This window comes from Prosthecobacter dejongeii, assembly GCF_014203045.1.
GTDB classification, from domain to species: Bacteria; Verrucomicrobiota; Verrucomicrobiia; order Verrucomicrobiales; family Verrucomicrobiaceae; genus Prosthecobacter; species Prosthecobacter dejongeii.
On the sequence record NZ_JACHIF010000001.1, the window covers coordinates 475,848 to 490,283 of the forward strand.

A 14,436-nucleotide genomic window follows, 5' to 3' on the forward strand; every position below is an offset into this window, starting at 1 on the left:
TCAGTCTGCATAGACGTCGTCGTCACCGCCGTCTTTTTTGTCGGGCCCCATGGAGTAAACTTCAAAAGGCTGGCCATTGTTGGTTTTAGCAGGGCTGCGGTATTGGTATTTAGACCCCCAAGGATCCGTGATGCCAGATTCCGAAATTAGGGACTTCTTCACCTTCGCATTCGCCGGAGGCGTGACCAGATCTTCCAGTTTCCCCGGAAGGCTGCGATTCAAAGTCTTGTAGCTGATGATGGTGGTGCGGATGGTGCCGATGTGAGCCCGTGCCGCGATGATTTCAGACGTGCCCGAAACGTCTTTGAGCGCGACTGCGCCGATGGCGATGAGCAAAGCGATGATCGCAAGCACCAGCATCATTTCCATAAGAGTGAAGCCCTGGCGCAGTGAAGTGCGGACCTGAGAGGAAACAGTGGTGATACGAGACGGAAGTTGGAGGCGGGTATTCATGGAAGGTAAATCAAGACAGAGGTCTGAAGGGGAGAGAAGACACGGAACTGCCCATCAGTCATTCACAGAGATAAGGTAGAGTTGGAGGCCTTGGAGAGCAAAAATGTTCGGGATTAGTTCTGGCGGTGATAAAGAATCGTTCTTAGCGTGAGTTCAAGGCAGAGACTGTCTCATAAATGACCGAAATCATCATGTAAGCCATCACGCCGACCAGGCCCGCCATGATGAGAATGATGACGGGCTGCATCAAGGCCATCATCTTTTCCAGACTCTTCCCCAGTTCACGACCGCAGCGATCGGCCGTTCTTCTCAAGGTACCACTCAGATCCCCCGTGTGCTCGCCGATGCGTACCATTTCCAGAAGCTTGATGGGAAAGAGTGCGGTCTTCTCCAGGCCTCGAGATAACGAGGCCCCATCTCGCACACTGGTGATGACGGATTCTAACTGCTTTTGGATAAACACGTTCGAAGACACCCGTGAGGCAAGCTCTAGACCTTTGAGGAGGGGCAACCCACCGCCTGTCAAACTGGCGAGGGTTTCCAAAAACTGATTGTGGAAACTGGTGATCAAGACATTTCCCACGAGTGGAAACCTCAACCGCACGCGGTCCCAAACGGGGCGGCCAGCCTTGGAACCCGCCCAAACAAAAAAGCCCAACACCACCAGCGCGATCACGGCCAGGATCAGCCACCAGTAATTGCGCATGAAGTCAGAGATCTGCATCACCACCTGGATGCCCTTTGGCACGCCGCCCTTCATGCGTGACATCATCATACTGAGGCGGGGGATCAAAAAGGTGGTGAAAAGGATCACCACGCCCACGGCAGAGAATAACAAAAAGCCTGGATAAATGAGCGCCACCACCACCTTGCTCCGCATCTCACGCAGGCTGGCTAGGTACTGCGCCTGCCTGCGCATGGCATCCGCCAAAGAACCGCCGGCCTCCCCTGCTGCTGCAACGGAGCAAAAAAGTTCCCCAAAGGAGGGGGATGATTGGCGCAAGGCACTGCTGAAGGGGTGACCTTCGCGAATGAGATTGCCTAAACGACGCGCGATACGGCTGTGCGTGCCGGTGGTGCCTTTACCCTCCATGAGTTTCAAAGCCGCCTCCAGGCGCATGCCTGCCTCCAGCAGTTCTGAAAGCTCTTCCGTGAAGAGCTGGAGCTGGCCATTGCTCAATTTAATGGGGGCGGTTTCATCCACCACTTCGCCGGCCTTAGCCTTGGTGGCGATCTTTGGCCCGGCTTTGCCAGCAGCTTCCTGAATCTTAAAAGGCTGCAAACCTTTGCCCGCCAGAAGACGCAGGGCCGAGGCGCGATCCTGCGCCTCGATGGTTCCGGAAACATCGCGGCCGGTGGTGTCTGCAGCTTGGTAAGCAAAGTTAGGCATGGAAGGCGTGAGACAAGCACAGCCCGCGTTTGTTGCAAAGACGTTGTCAGCCTTTACGACTTCCTGCGGGTGACGGGGCTGTCACCCAGGGGAAAGTTTTTCCATGAGCCAGTAGGGCCCGGTATCAGAGTCCCCCGTTTCACGCTCCAGCCACCCTTGGCGGAGATAAAACTGGTGGGCACGATGGTTGTCACAGGAGCATTTCAGCCGCCAGGGCAGTGGCACATGCTCCTCAAGGCCAGTGAGTAAACGGGGGCCCACACCCCAACCCTGCGCCTCTGGATCCACATACAAGTGATGAATGAAGGACTCGCGCTCCCAGATGGAGATGAAACCGATGACCCGGCCTGCGGACTCCACGACAAACAAACGCTCATCCTCGGTATCCCGGTCAAAGTCAGCCACGGCAGCCACTTCCGGGGGCATCCAGGCTGCTGAGGCTAGGCAGCGATGATAGATCCGCGCCATGGCGGCCTGGTCTTCTGCCAGTGCTTCACGAAAAAGAAAAGAGGGAGGCATGAGTGACTCAGAGATCCGGCTATTGCCCGGTGGGCTCACCTTGTCATACTCCGGGGAGTTATGTCCATGTCTTTCGCCTCTCTCTGCCGCACCTGGGTGCTGGGCCTCAGCCTTTTCACATTGAGTTTTGCCGCTGCCGAAAATGCGCCACCGCAAGTGCTGAAGGATCTGCCTTATAAAACAGGGACTGCGCTGAGTGCCTATGAGGCGGAACGCTGCCTGCTGGATCTCTACCTGCCGGTGGGTGCCCAAAACTTCCCCACACTGGTGTGGCTGCATGGCGGTGGCATCACCGCAGGGAGCAAAGACGGGCCCCATCAGCCTGAGATCGCCCGGCACTTTGCCCAGGCGGGCATCGCCGTGGCGAGCATCAGCTATCGCCTAAGCCCGAAGGCCAAGTTCCCAGCTTACATTGAGGACACAGCCGCAGCTTTTGCCTGGGTGAAAAAGCACATCGCTGAGCATGGTGGAGATGCCGACCGGGTGTTTTTAGGCGGGCACTCCGCTGGTGCCTACCTGGCGCTCATGGCAGGACTGGATGACCAATACCTCGCCGCTCAAGGGCTGAAGCTGGCCGACATCGCCGGGCTGGTGCCGGTGGCGGGACAAACGCTGACTCACTACACCATCCGCCTGGAACGTGGGCTGCCTAAAAACCGCCTCATCGCTGATGCTGCCGCGCCCCTGAACCACGCCCGGAAAGATGCCCCGCCGATGCTGATCCTCTATGCCGATAAAGACATGGCTCTACGGGCAGAGGAAAACGAACTGCTGGCCGCTGCCCTGCGGCAGGAGGGGCACCCGCATCTCACCGTGAAGAAGATCAAAAACCGTGATCATGGATCCGTCGCCCATGAAATGGCCAAAGCGGGCGATGCGGGCTTTCAGCAAGTGGTGAAGTTTATTCAGGCACCGAAGCGTTAGCTTCGTCTCGCTTCGCCACAGCCACCTGCTCCAGCACGCGCAGCGTCTCACGGACATTCGTTTCCAGGTCCAAGGCATGTTCACAAGGCACCGGGCGGGCTTCGGGCCGCGCCATCCAATAACGCACCGCCTTCTCTAAGGCATCGGTATCTTCCGGGGCCGGGAGGACGTGGCCATTGACCCCTTCCGTCAACCATTCAGCCGCGCCATTAAAAGCACTGGTGATGACGGGGAGACCGCTGGCGAGGGCCTCCGGCACCACATTGGAGCTGGGCTCATAAATGGGCAAAAAGGTCAGTAGATCTGCAGCGGCGTAGGCATGCTCCACCTGCGGCATGGGGCCTGCGAGGATGACATTCCGGGGCACATTCCCCGGCAGCTTGCCTTTGCCCACCACCAGCAGCTTCACGCGGGGGTCCGTCTTTTCCAAACGCCCCATCAGGCGTAACAAAAAGTGCAATCCTTTACGCTCCCAGCCCGACCCAACAAAAAGCATGACAAAATCACTGTCTGCCAAACCGAATTTCTGCCGGGTGCCTGAGCGATCCCCCTGCTGGAAACGCGCTGTCTCGATGCCATTGCGCACGAGGTGGATGCACTCCGCCGGGTAGCCAAATTCCCGCAGGATCTCCTGCCGCACCATGTCTGAATTGACAATGATCTGGCGGGTCACAGCGGGATCAAAGGTGCGCTTTTCCAGCGCCATCATGTTGCTGTGAAAAGCCCCCAAGCCGACAAAGGGCCGACGCCACCAGGAGGCGTAGTGACGGCGCTGGTCCAGCCACACTTTATGCACCCCATCTCCAGCGCGGTAAACATCCTGAGACACGGTGCGCTCCAGACTGAACACCACATCGTAATCCACAGGCACCATCATTTGAGCAACGGCTTCTGCAAAGCGGACTGGACGTAAAGCACGCGGCGCTTTCACAGGCACGCGATGGAGTGTGACGGCTGCGGGCGCACCCTCCCAATTTTCTGCATACAGATGCACTTCATGATTAGCGGCTACGAGCGCCGCGACGAGGCGCTGGAGATACAACTCTGCACCACCCGTGGCGGTGAATTGGCGACGGATCAGCGCGAGCTTCATGGCGCAGTGGCGTGCAGGGCATCTGCCAGACTGAGGGAGGCAGCGGTAGGCTGCACCGGCGGGCGGGCGGCTGGCTGGGAGAGGTAACTTTGCGCCATCAATTGCAAGGCTGCATGAGGCACGTGGGGATCGTGCTCCAGCAGTAGGACTCCCTGTGGCACAGGCAGCAGAGTGAGACAGCTCTGCGCGCCATGGAGGGTGATGCTGCGGACATCCGATGTACCCGTGCGCAGTGCCAGCTCATGCCCTGCGGCATGGACTGCATGGCCTAGGGCGGCGATGCTGGTGGGGTCCGTCTTAAACTCTCCCGCCAGGGGAGTCAGACGGCCATCAGGATGGATGAGAGCAACGATCAAAACGGGAGAATGAAAAAGGGTTAGGCCACGACCCATTCGGCCGAGGCCTGATGCTGCGCCTGAAACTGGGCTAATACTGCCTGGGAAATGGCATTCAGCGTCGCCAGGATATTGCGCCCTCCGCGAGCATCCGCCTCGAAACTCAACCAAGGCACGGGACGATTGTTGAGGAGGAACTCCAGGTATTCCACAGGAGCTGTGTTCGGCAAATCACGTTTATTGTATTGAAGGACCAGAGGCAAACGGTCCAGCGAACTGCCATTGAGACGTAGATTGGCCTCCAGTGCCTGGAAAGCCTGCACATTTTCACGTTGGCGATCCATCTGACTATCTGCCACAAAGACCACCCCATCTGCCTGACGCAGCACGAGCTGGAGAGTGGCATTGTAAGTGACCTGCCCTGGCACCGTGTAGAGATGAAAAGCCGTTTTATAGCCAGGGATGGCGGCGCTTTCCACACTCAAAAAATCGAAGAATAAGGTGCGGTCTTTGGCCGTGGATAGGCTGACGAGATCACTGCGCCCGTGAGGGTCCAGCTTGGCATGGATCTGCTGGAGGTTCGCGGTCTTTCCGCTCAGCGGGGTGCCGCAATAGACGATCTTAAAACTGACCGTCTTTTGCTCGGGGTGAATGGCTGGCATGATGGGACGCGGATTTCAATCCAGCATCCTGGAAAGCTCGCGTGCAATCAAGGTGATCTTATCACGCAGGCCTAAAGAAGGATCAGCATCGTGCAAAACTCCCAGAATAGCCCCTTCAGGGAAGCAGAAGGTCATCAAACGATCTCCCGACATGAGGGTGAAAGTCTCTGCACCTTCGATGCCAATGAGCGGAGCCAGGGTGCGCAGATGATGGGCCAGATCCGTCGCCTGACGCTGAAACTCACGGGCCTGGGGCTTGTGCGCTCCCACGTGGGAAATGGCACGGTCTCCCTGCAAGCAAACGCAGGCAGCGATGCCTGGGAGAGCACAGACCATTTCGACAATGCGTTGAGGTGTCAGTTCATCGTCAGTGCCTAGCAAGGCACGCAGCAAAATCTGGTCTGGATTCGCATCGTGAGACTGAATGCCCAGGGCGGGTGCGGCGGCGGCAGTGCGAGAGGGTATTTTCTGAGGAGGCGCAGGCGGGAAGGAGCGCGCAGGAGCCTCTTTTTCCTCGAAAACAGGGGGAATGAAGGCGGAGATGGGTGGCGGAGCCTTTTCCGCAGCAGCAGGCGCTGGCGGCTCTGACTCTTCTGGCACGTCCACGACGTGGGCAGAAGTCTTCCCGGTGAAAGGATTCGTCACTGGAATCGCCGGGGCAGGAGGCACGGCAGGGGCAGAATCATGGAAAGTATTTCCCAGGAGTTCAGCACTGCTAAAACCATCCGCAGGCGAGATGGGTGGAGTGAATGCAGGCTTAGGCTCAGCCGCTGCGGGTGCCATGAAAGGATTCGAAACCGGAGGTTGCGCCTCGGGTGTGTGGACCTGAAAAGTCGGCGGTGGTGAAACTTCTCGTTCAAACGAAGATGCTTCTGGCTGCGGAGCCGCCGCAGGCATGCTGAAAGGATTCGCAAAAGCAGGGGCTGGAGACTGCAAACTGGCCATCGGCGCGGTAGGAAATACCGACGGTGAAGCTGGGGCCGATGGTGTCAAAGCAGGGGCCTCTGGCGCGCTAAACAGGGGGACAGAGGGCGCACTTTCCGTACTGCCAAAACCGCTGGCAGGCTGGAAAAGCGGAGCGGGCATCTCTCCAGCGGAAGGGGCTGCGAATGGGGAGGCCGAGGCTGGGGGTGATGCCTCCACCCGCATTGGCGCTGCTGCCACCGGGGCGACGGTGCCCATGCTGGCGAGGTTTGGCAACGTCGGCGGCGATGTCCCCGCCATGGCTCCCTGGATTTCTTCCTGAGGCACGCGGAGTTGGAAATCACGCTTGGCGTGGTTCAGGACATTGCGGAAGCCCACATCCGTCACGCCATCAATCAACAGTCCCAGTTCGACGAGCGGATTGGGCGACTGGGCCCATTCACGTACCAGCGAGGCGGGCTGGCTGGTCATGATCCACGTGGGAACCATGATGGGGTCAAAGCCCAATTCAGCGACGCTGTATCCCCGCAGAAAACTGGCGAGGCTGATGCGCAGATTCGGCGCACTCACCGTCGCCGCTGGCATAGCTGCGAAACTGGGGGGGGCTGCAACGGGGCGCACTGGGGCATCAGGCGCTGGCTGGCCCGTGGGGACTGCCTTAGGCCCGAACAAGCTAGTAAAAGGCGTCTCTGAGGCAACCGGAGCGGGAGCCGCAGGTGGAGGACTCATCGCCGCAAAGGGAGAGGCCGGAGTGGCCGCCGGCACCGCAGCAGTGGGGACTGCAAAAGGAGAAGCCGCAGCGGCTCCAGGGCTGGCAAACAAGCTCGCCGGCAACAAGGGCGGAGCTGAAACTGGCTCTGGAGATTTGGTACCGAAGGGAGAGGCGGGGGGGGCTTCCGCTGCCCCGTTCATCCCAGGGGCTACTGCGGCAAAGGGGCTGACGGGGAAGACGGGATGATTCCCTGCGCCAGGCAAGGATAAAGGAGCCTGAGCCTCACGTGGAATATCTGCTAGCGGGGGCGGAGGGCCGTTCCGGCGTGGTGGTAAAGCCGTCGCTGGAGATCCAGGAAAACCTTGAGCAGAAAATGGGCTGGCTGCGGGCTGTGCTGCCGCAAAGGGAGAAGCGCCACTCGGAGGCACCGCCGCCCCAGACTGCTGGGCACTGGCGATCAAACGCGGCAGCTTAGAAGCAGGCAACGGCACCATCCGCTGGTCCTGTGGGGATACAGGCGTCTGGAACAAGGCCGGACACACGCGATAGATCTCAAAAATCGGCAAAGCGGCCTGCCCACTACGCAGGGCGGCATCCAGCACCTGGGCGGCCACCGCCACCGGCTGCTCAGGGGACAGAGCATTCATCCGCACCAGTTCCGGGGGCAGTTGTGGCAGAACGTCTCCCACCGTTAAGACGGCACTGCTAGGCGCGCCCTGGGCCGCAAAAGGCGAGGCCTGAACTGGCGCTGCCTGCATGGACTCACCCGTCACCGTTTTAAACAATGGATTTGCCTGAGCTCCAAATGGGGAAGATACCGTGGGGGCCTGCATGGTCGGGGCCGCAGCATATCCTTGGGCAGGCGGCGACGCTGGATCCTGACCTTGGGGGTCGGTGCCAGACTGAAACATGCTGCGGAACGAAAATCCCATCGGGAGCGGGTACGGATTGAAAAAAATCTGGGTTCGCGAGAACGGAAGCACTCGCCGTTAAAAAAGAGCCTAGCGCCGCCCGTCACAAAATGTGCGCACGCCGTTTATACAACATAATAATCAAGAAGTCTTAAGTCCACATTTTTCCACCGGGAGATTTGCCTGATCTCCTCTCCAAAAGGTGCATGCGGCATCCTCATTTAAGAGCTTTTTCCGGCTTCTTTGCAGCCATTTCAGGCTTTTTGATTCATTTCAGCCCCATTAACCTGATTGCGATTGCCAGGGCGCTGGCTAAATTGCCCACAATGTCCAGCCTCACTTCCGAGCCGCGCATCGAGCCGGCAACCATTGAAGATATGCCTCAGCTCGTCGAGCTGCTGCTGGCGCTTTTCAGCGAAGAGGCGGACTTCCGGCCTGACAAAAACAAACAAGAGCATGGTCTGCGGCTGATCTTGGAACAACCGAACCGTGGCCGCATTTTTGTCCTGCGCACAGACCACATGGTCATAGGCATGGTGAATCTGCTTTTCACCATCAGCACCGCAGAGGGCGGGCTGGTCATTCTCATGGAGGATGTCATTGTCCATCCACAGCATCGCCGCATGGGATATGGCGGCAGGTTACTGGCACATGCCATCGAGTTTGCTCGCGAGAAGCACTTCCGCCGCATCACCTTGCTGACGGATAAACTCAGCGCGGAGTCTCAGACCTTCTTTGCCAAACATGGGTTCAGCTTCTCCAGCATGATCCCCATGCGTTTGGTCTTTGAGTGACATGAAGATGGATTAGCGAGCCGCTGGATTTGAAAAAGCAGCCGCAGTGAATTCTTTTTTCCGCCAAATGTCTCACCGAATGGTTTTTTGACTCGTTGATTCTTTGCTGTGAATCCCGTGCTCGCCTTCCCGATTTACGTACAGAAGCCAGCCACAAACCTGTATGCAGCCAATACAGCGGCGATGGACTGGTTTGTCATTGCCACGCTGTGCTTTTTCTTTTTCCTCCTGGGTTGTTTTGCCATGGCGGCTTGGCAGATCTGGCGGCGCACCACCCGCCCTGATCCACACATCCAATTGCTCATGGAACTCGCAGATAGCGACGAGGAAACCACCCTCAAAAAAGCAGATGAGCAGGCGCAGTCGTCCTCAGCCCAAAGTCAGCCCTGGGAGAAGCCGCAAGACTGGTGGAAGAGTTGAGCTAAATTCGAGAGATACTTTTAAGACGATAAGCCGTATAGTAAGTCATGCGTATTGGCATCACAGGGGCCACGGGGCTAATTGGGGAGGCTTTTGCGAAATTGGCCACGGCCAGCGGGCATGAGGTCATCGCTTACAGTCGGCGCAAAGTGCCGCCGACCGGCTCACTCAAGACGCTTCAACTTCCTCCTGAAGCCCCTGAAAAACTGCCAGAAACGCCCTTGGATGCGCTGGTGCATCTCGCAGGTGAGTCTCTAATGGGACTCTGGACATCCGATAAAAAAGCCCGCATCTGGAAAAGCCGGGTGGACTTAACCCAGGGGATGATGGCCCATTTAGAAACGTGGTCGCCCACACATCGCCCCTCCATCGTCCTCGCAGCCTCAGGCATCGGTTACTACGGCAGTTGTGGAGACACCTTGTTGGATGAAAAATCCCCACGCGGCTCTGGCTTCTTGGCAGAGCTTTGTGAGGCCTGGGAAAAGGCTGCCGGCCAAGCCAGCCACTGGGGCGCCCGTGTCGTTCATCTGCGCACCAGCATGGTTCTGGCTCAGGAAGGGGGCGCATATCCGCTGATGGCCCGTGCTTTTCGATTCGCGCTGGGAGGACGACTGGGAAAAGGACGGCAATGGATGTCCTGGATTCATGTCGAGGACGAGGCCGCACTCATTCTCTGGGCTTTGGAAAATCCCCAAGTTCACGGCCCCTTGAATCTCTGTGCTCCAAATCCTGAGCTGAACAGCAACTTCACCACGAAACTGGCCCACAGTCTAAAGCGGCCAGCCTTCCTCCACGTCCCAGCCCTGGCACTGCGGTTACTGCTGCGTGGCATGGCTGAGGAGATGCTGCTTTGTAGCCAACGCGCCATCCCAGGCAAAGCCACGGAACTGGGCTACCGGTTCGCCCACCCAAAGCTGGAAGATGCCTTTGCTTCCTTGAGTGGTGGGCGCATTTAAACCCTGCCGATGCAGATTCGTCTGGGTGCCTTTTTTGACAAACCCAGGCTGAGCACGCATAGGCTGTAAGCACGCACACTCCTTTTTCATGGCCGCCCTCCAAACCACCATCGGCATCATTTATGACTATGACCAGACGCTCAGTCCCACCTACATGCAGGACGAGACGTTGTTTCCCCACTTTGGCATTAACCCAGGCCAGTTTTGGAAAAGGAGCCGTGAACTGGTAGATCAGGAAGGGTACGACGGTGAGCTGGCTTACCTGAAATGCATGCTCGACTACCTGGAGATGGACCGCCCCTCGAACGAGGAACTGCGGGTGCTCGGGGCCAAACTGCGTTACTACAAAGGCGTGCCTGAAATCTTCAATGAGATGAATGGCATCCTGAGCAATCAGCATCGTTTGTTAGGCATCAAGATCGAGCATTACATCATCTCTTCAGGACTGAAGATCCTCCTGGATGGCAGCTCCCTAGCGCCTTTTGTGAAACGCATCTTTGGCTGTGAGTTCGGCCAGGATAAAGACGGCCGCATCAGCTTCCCCAAAAGGGTCATCAGCCACACCACCAAGACCCAATACATCTTCCGCATCAATAAAGGCATGCTGGAGCCGCATGAAGATGTGAATGATCACATGGACCCAGAGCTGCGGCCCATCCCCTTTGAAAACATGATTTATGTGGGCGATGGCCCCACGGACGTCCCTTGTTTCACCCTGATGAAACGCTACGGCGGCCACGCCATTGCCGTGTATAACCCGGATGAAACGAATCGCGCCAGCTTCCGTAAATGCTACCAACTCAGTGCCTTGGCAGATCGTGTGAAACACATCGCCCCGGCGGATTACCGCTCAGGCAGTCATCTGCGTTTGTTGTTAGAAGAAATGGTGCTCAGCATCGCAGATAACATCGTCCGCCGAAAGAAGCTGGAGATCGAAGAAGGGACTGTTTCAGCCCCCCATTTTTAAGGGTCGTTTACACATTCCCTGCAAGGTCCAGCCCCGACTCGATCGGGGCTGCATCCAGCAAATGATCAACCAACTGCCGCGCCACCCAGGGGGCACGCAAAACACCTTTAGACCCCAGGCCATTCATGAACGCGACCTGCGGGCGGCCGGGGTGACGGCCGATCAAGGCCTGATGCCCTTGGATGATGGGGCGCACTCCCGTCTGAGTGCCTGTAATGGCAAAGTCCTGCACCAGCAAAGACCGGAGTTTTTGGTCCAACGCAGCCAGCGCTAGCGGTGATGGTTCATGAGGCAGATCAAAATCCAGCTCATAGGTGGGCCCTGCACGCAGGCTACCATCTGGCCTTGGCAGTAGCCAGCATCCGCGGTTGATGATACGCCGTTCATGGCCTGTATCTGCCCTGAGGTTAAGGACGGTACCCCTAGCGGAGCGAAACGGCACCCAGTTAAACCAAGGATGCAGTGCCGCTTCCCAGCCTGTGCAAAAGATCGCCGTCGAAAAAAACTGGTCATTCCAAGACAGGCCAGAGTCCAGCAACGTCAACGACTCTGGAGAAACCTCCCCACTCTGCCACGCCCCCATGCTCTGGAAGAAATCGCGACTGGCTTTTAAAAACGCAGCACTGTCCAGCCAGCCACTGTGCCGCTGCTCAAAACCACCGTGTGGATTGGCAAAAAAAGCTGGATCCACCAGGGGTGTTTGCAGCGGCCTTAGGTAGGGCTGCACCTCCGGTTGAAGACGGCGCTTCTCCCAGAGGGCAGCGGCCTTTTCATCCCGCAGCAGACGCACGATGGGCACCTCATGATAAAAGCGCTGGTGCAGCCGAACCTCTAGCCCTTGATAAAAGGCGAGGGCCTCTGGGTAAAGTTCTCCATAACGCCAGTTCAGGTTCAGCCGCATGCCCGTGATCGGCGTGACCAGACCCGCAGCAACTTTAGACGAAGTCCGTTCTTCATCACGATCCACCACACAGAACGCCACGCCGCGCTGGTGCAGCCGCCAAGCGAGCGCCGTGCCTGCCAGCCCCTGGCCGATGATGAGAAAACGCGAATTCATGAATGCCTCCCACCCTTCCGACAGCCTGCAAGGAAAGGCAAATCTCACTGGATTCAATCGCTGGAAGATGGGAGGTTTATCACCGTGACGTTGCCCCATTCCAACCTACGACACTTTCTGCCTCGGCTTTTGTCATGCGGCATGTTTCTGCTGGCCCTGGCTGCGGAAGCTCAGGAAAAGGTCACCGTACAACTTAAATGGAAACATGCCTTCCAGTTTGCTGGCTACTATGCGGCGGTGGAGAAGGGCTTTTACCAGGAGGCCGGACTGGAGGTGACCTTAGTCGAAGGCGGGCCAGAAACACACTTTGCCAATGAGCTCACCTCGGGCCGCAGTCAGTACGCGGTCGCGCTTTCCTCCATGCTCATTCATCGCAATGAAGGACAGCCCCTGGTGGCTTTGGCCGCCATTCTCCAGCATTCGGCGGAGATACTGCTGGTGCCTGAAGTCAGCGGCATCAATACCCCGCACCAAATGGCTGGCAAAACCGTGGCCGTCTCTCCAGAGGATACCCCTGCCCTGCTGGCCATGTTTAAAAATGAAGGCCTAGCGGCGGATGCGGTGAAGACCATCCCCTATGAGTTCAATCCGGAAAAGATGCTCAGTGGTGTCATCGCCGGTATGGGGGCCTACACCATCAATGAACCCTTCATCCTGCGGGAGCGTGGGATTCCCTTCCGCTTGATCCAACCGCGTGACTATGGCGTGGATTTTTATGGGGACTGCCTCTACACGACTGAGGCTGAAATCCAAAAGCACCCAGCACGCGTGCGGGCGTTTTTAGATGCGACTTTGAAGGGCTGGCAGTATGCCATGAGCCACCGGGAAGAGATCATCGAACTGCTGAAAGACCGCTACCACTGCCCCCTGAGCCGCGAGGCCATGCACTACGAGGCGGATGAAATGGCACGACTGATGTTCTCAGAGCTGATTGACATCGGCCACATGAATGAAGGCCGCTGGCGGCACATCGGGGATACTTACGTGCGCCTGGGCATGCTGCCTGCAAACTACTCGCTGGAAGGTTTTCTCTATGAACGAAATCCCAAGACAGATCTCTCCTGGTTATGGTGGACTCTGGGCGGCACCATCGGCAGCACCCTGCTTTTAGCCGCCCTGGTGCTAGGACTGGTGCGGGTGAATAACCGCATTGCTCAAGCGGAACGGCAGGCCCGCGAAGCTCAAGCCATGCTGCAGACCGTCATCAATACCATCCCCGTCGGGGTGGTGTGGAAAGATCGGCAATCCCACATCCTGGGCTGCAACCAGCTCTTTGCCGACTACGCAGGCCTGGGCAGCCCCCAAAACGCCCAAGGGCTGACCCAGGATGGCCTAGCCTGGACGGATGAAAAAAGCCCGCACGATCTCCCTGACCAAGAGGTGATGGAGCAGGGTAGCTCCGTCCTTCTCGCTGAAAAAACCCTGCGCACAGCGAGCGGACAACTGCGCGCTTTTTATCAAAGCAAGGTGCCGCTGAAAAATGACCGAGGCGAAACCATCGGCCTATTGAGCGTCATTGAGGACATCACCTCACTGAAGATGGCAGAGAGTCACCAGACTCGCCTGAAAGATCGCCTCATCCAATCGCAAAAATATGAGAGTCTGCACCGCTTAGCCAACGGAGTCTGCCATCACTCCAACAACATCCTTCAAGCCCTAACCAGTTATGCCGAACTGGCGCGCATGCAGTCCCCTCCCGGCCAGACCCGAGATTTCATGGACGGCGTGCTGAGAGAAAGCCAGCGAGTAGCCGCACTAAACCGAGTGCTCCTGACTTGCACGGGCCATGGCATGCACCAGTTTGTAGATACTTCCTGGCAAAGCTTCATGGAAGAGTCTCTGCCCACTCTGAAGTGCTGCCTCCCCTCGTCTCATCTCCTGGAGTGGAAACACGAAGGACCGGATGCCTGCATCCATGCCGACAGTGAAAGCCTCCGGCATCTACTGATTAACCTGCTCACCAATGCCTCTGAAGCGACCGATGGAGCCAGTACCGTTCACCTCTGTACCGGAACTGTCATCTGTGAAGCAGCCTACCTGCAAGAAACTCACGTGGACCCCGCCCCCCTGCCCGGTGAGTATCTTTACTTGGACATCATGGACAAGGGCAGAGGCATGGAGCCTGAGGTGCTGAACATGGTCTTCGACCCCTTCTTTTCCACAAAGTTCACCGGGCGTGGCCTGGGCATGGCCGCCGTTCTTGGCATCGTCAAAAGCCACTTGGGCACCATTAAAATCCAGAGTGATGCCGGCAAAGGCACCACGGTGCGGGTGCTACTGCCTTTAGCCCAGAAGTGAATGCTCGTTTCTCAAGCGGGG

At 57.7% G+C, this 14,436-nt stretch carries 14 protein-coding genes; 6 read left to right on the forward strand and 8 right to left on the reverse strand.

Going from position 1 to position 14,436, the window contains the following annotated elements; all coding sequences use genetic code 11:
- The 3 genes from HNQ64_RS01720 to HNQ64_RS01730 form a co-directional block, all read right to left on the reverse strand.
- Positions 1-453: a type II secretion system protein GspG gene (locus HNQ64_RS01720; protein WP_184204591.1), complete on the reverse strand. Its 453-nt coding sequence runs from the start codon at positions 451-453 to the stop codon at positions 1-3.
- 142 nt (positions 454-595) lie between these two features.
- Positions 596-1,843: a type II secretion system F family protein gene (locus tag HNQ64_RS01725; protein WP_184204593.1), complete on the reverse strand. Its 1,248-nt coding sequence runs from the start codon at positions 1,841-1,843 to the stop codon at positions 596-598.
- A gap of 81 nt (positions 1,844-1,924) precedes the next feature.
- Positions 1,925-2,362: a GNAT family N-acetyltransferase gene (locus HNQ64_RS01730; RefSeq protein WP_184204595.1), complete on the reverse strand. Its 438-nt coding sequence runs from the start codon at positions 2,360-2,362 to the stop codon at positions 1,925-1,927.
- Positions 2,363-2,428: 66 nt separating this feature from the next.
- Here HNQ64_RS01730 and HNQ64_RS01735 point away from each other — a divergent pair, with 66 nt between their 5' ends.
- Positions 2,429-3,286, forward strand: coding sequence for an alpha/beta hydrolase (locus HNQ64_RS01735; protein WP_184204597.1), 858 nt, complete (start codon positions 2,429-2,431; stop codon positions 3,284-3,286).
- Here the strand turns inward: HNQ64_RS01735 and HNQ64_RS01740 are convergent.
- The 4 genes from HNQ64_RS01740 to HNQ64_RS01755 are packed head-to-tail and all read right to left on the reverse strand — an operon-like array spanning position 3,264 to position 7,923.
- Positions 3,264-4,379: a glycosyltransferase family 4 protein gene (locus HNQ64_RS01740; protein WP_184204599.1), complete on the reverse strand. Its 1,116-nt coding sequence runs from the start codon at positions 4,377-4,379 to the stop codon at positions 3,264-3,266. The two genes, HNQ64_RS01735 and HNQ64_RS01740, sit on opposite strands and share 23 nt — an antisense overlap.
- On the reverse strand, positions 4,376-4,735 hold the full coding sequence (locus HNQ64_RS01745) for a hypothetical protein (RefSeq protein WP_184204601.1): 360 nt from the start codon (positions 4,733-4,735) through the stop codon (positions 4,376-4,378). The genes HNQ64_RS01740 and HNQ64_RS01745 overlap by 4 nt, the downstream gene beginning before the upstream one ends.
- A gap of 20 nt (positions 4,736-4,755) precedes the next feature.
- A complete protein-coding gene (locus HNQ64_RS01750) occupies positions 4,756-5,376 on the reverse strand; it encodes a GTP-binding protein (RefSeq protein ID WP_184204603.1) in 621 nt (206 codons plus the stop codon).
- A gap of 15 nt (positions 5,377-5,391) precedes the next feature.
- Positions 5,392-7,923 carry a hypothetical protein gene (locus HNQ64_RS01755; RefSeq protein WP_184204605.1) on the reverse strand — a complete coding sequence of 844 codons (2,532 nt, stop codon included), beginning with the start codon at positions 7,921-7,923 and terminating at the stop codon, positions 5,392-5,394.
- A 263-nt stretch (positions 7,924-8,186) separates the two neighbouring features.
- Here HNQ64_RS01755 and HNQ64_RS01760 point away from each other — a divergent pair, with 263 nt between their 5' ends.
- From HNQ64_RS01760 to HNQ64_RS01775, 4 genes are all read left to right on the forward strand, one after another.
- Positions 8,187-8,717 carry a GNAT family N-acetyltransferase gene (locus HNQ64_RS01760; protein ID WP_408004354.1) on the forward strand — a complete coding sequence of 177 codons (531 nt, stop codon included), beginning with the start codon at positions 8,187-8,189 and terminating at the stop codon, positions 8,715-8,717.
- A 117-nt stretch (positions 8,718-8,834) separates the two neighbouring features.
- Entirely contained in the window at positions 8,835-9,137 is a 303-nt protein-coding gene (locus HNQ64_RS01765; protein WP_221305305.1) for a hypothetical protein, read from the forward strand.
- Between the two features lie 47 nt (positions 9,138-9,184).
- A complete protein-coding gene (locus tag HNQ64_RS01770) occupies positions 9,185-10,093 on the forward strand; it encodes a TIGR01777 family oxidoreductase (RefSeq protein ID WP_184204611.1) in 909 nt (302 codons plus the stop codon).
- A gap of 88 nt (positions 10,094-10,181) precedes the next feature.
- A complete protein-coding gene (locus HNQ64_RS01775; RefSeq protein WP_184204613.1) occupies positions 10,182-11,060 on the forward strand; it encodes an HAD family hydrolase in 879 nt (292 codons plus the stop codon).
- Positions 11,061-11,067: 7 nt separating this feature from the next.
- On the opposite strand, the gene HNQ64_RS01780 is transcribed toward HNQ64_RS01775, so the two are convergent.
- Positions 11,068-12,117 (reverse strand): NAD(P)/FAD-dependent oxidoreductase, encoded by a 1,050-nt coding sequence (locus HNQ64_RS01780; protein WP_184204614.1) that lies wholly within the window; start codon positions 12,115-12,117, stop codon positions 11,068-11,070.
- Positions 12,118-12,258: 141 nt separating this feature from the next.
- On the opposite strand from HNQ64_RS01780, the gene HNQ64_RS01785 reads away from it, so the two are divergent.
- On the forward strand, positions 12,259-14,415 hold the full coding sequence (locus HNQ64_RS01785; RefSeq protein ID WP_184204616.1) for an ABC transporter substrate-binding protein: 2,157 nt from the start codon (positions 12,259-12,261) through the stop codon (positions 14,413-14,415).
- Positions 14,416-14,436 lie beyond the last annotated feature (21 nt).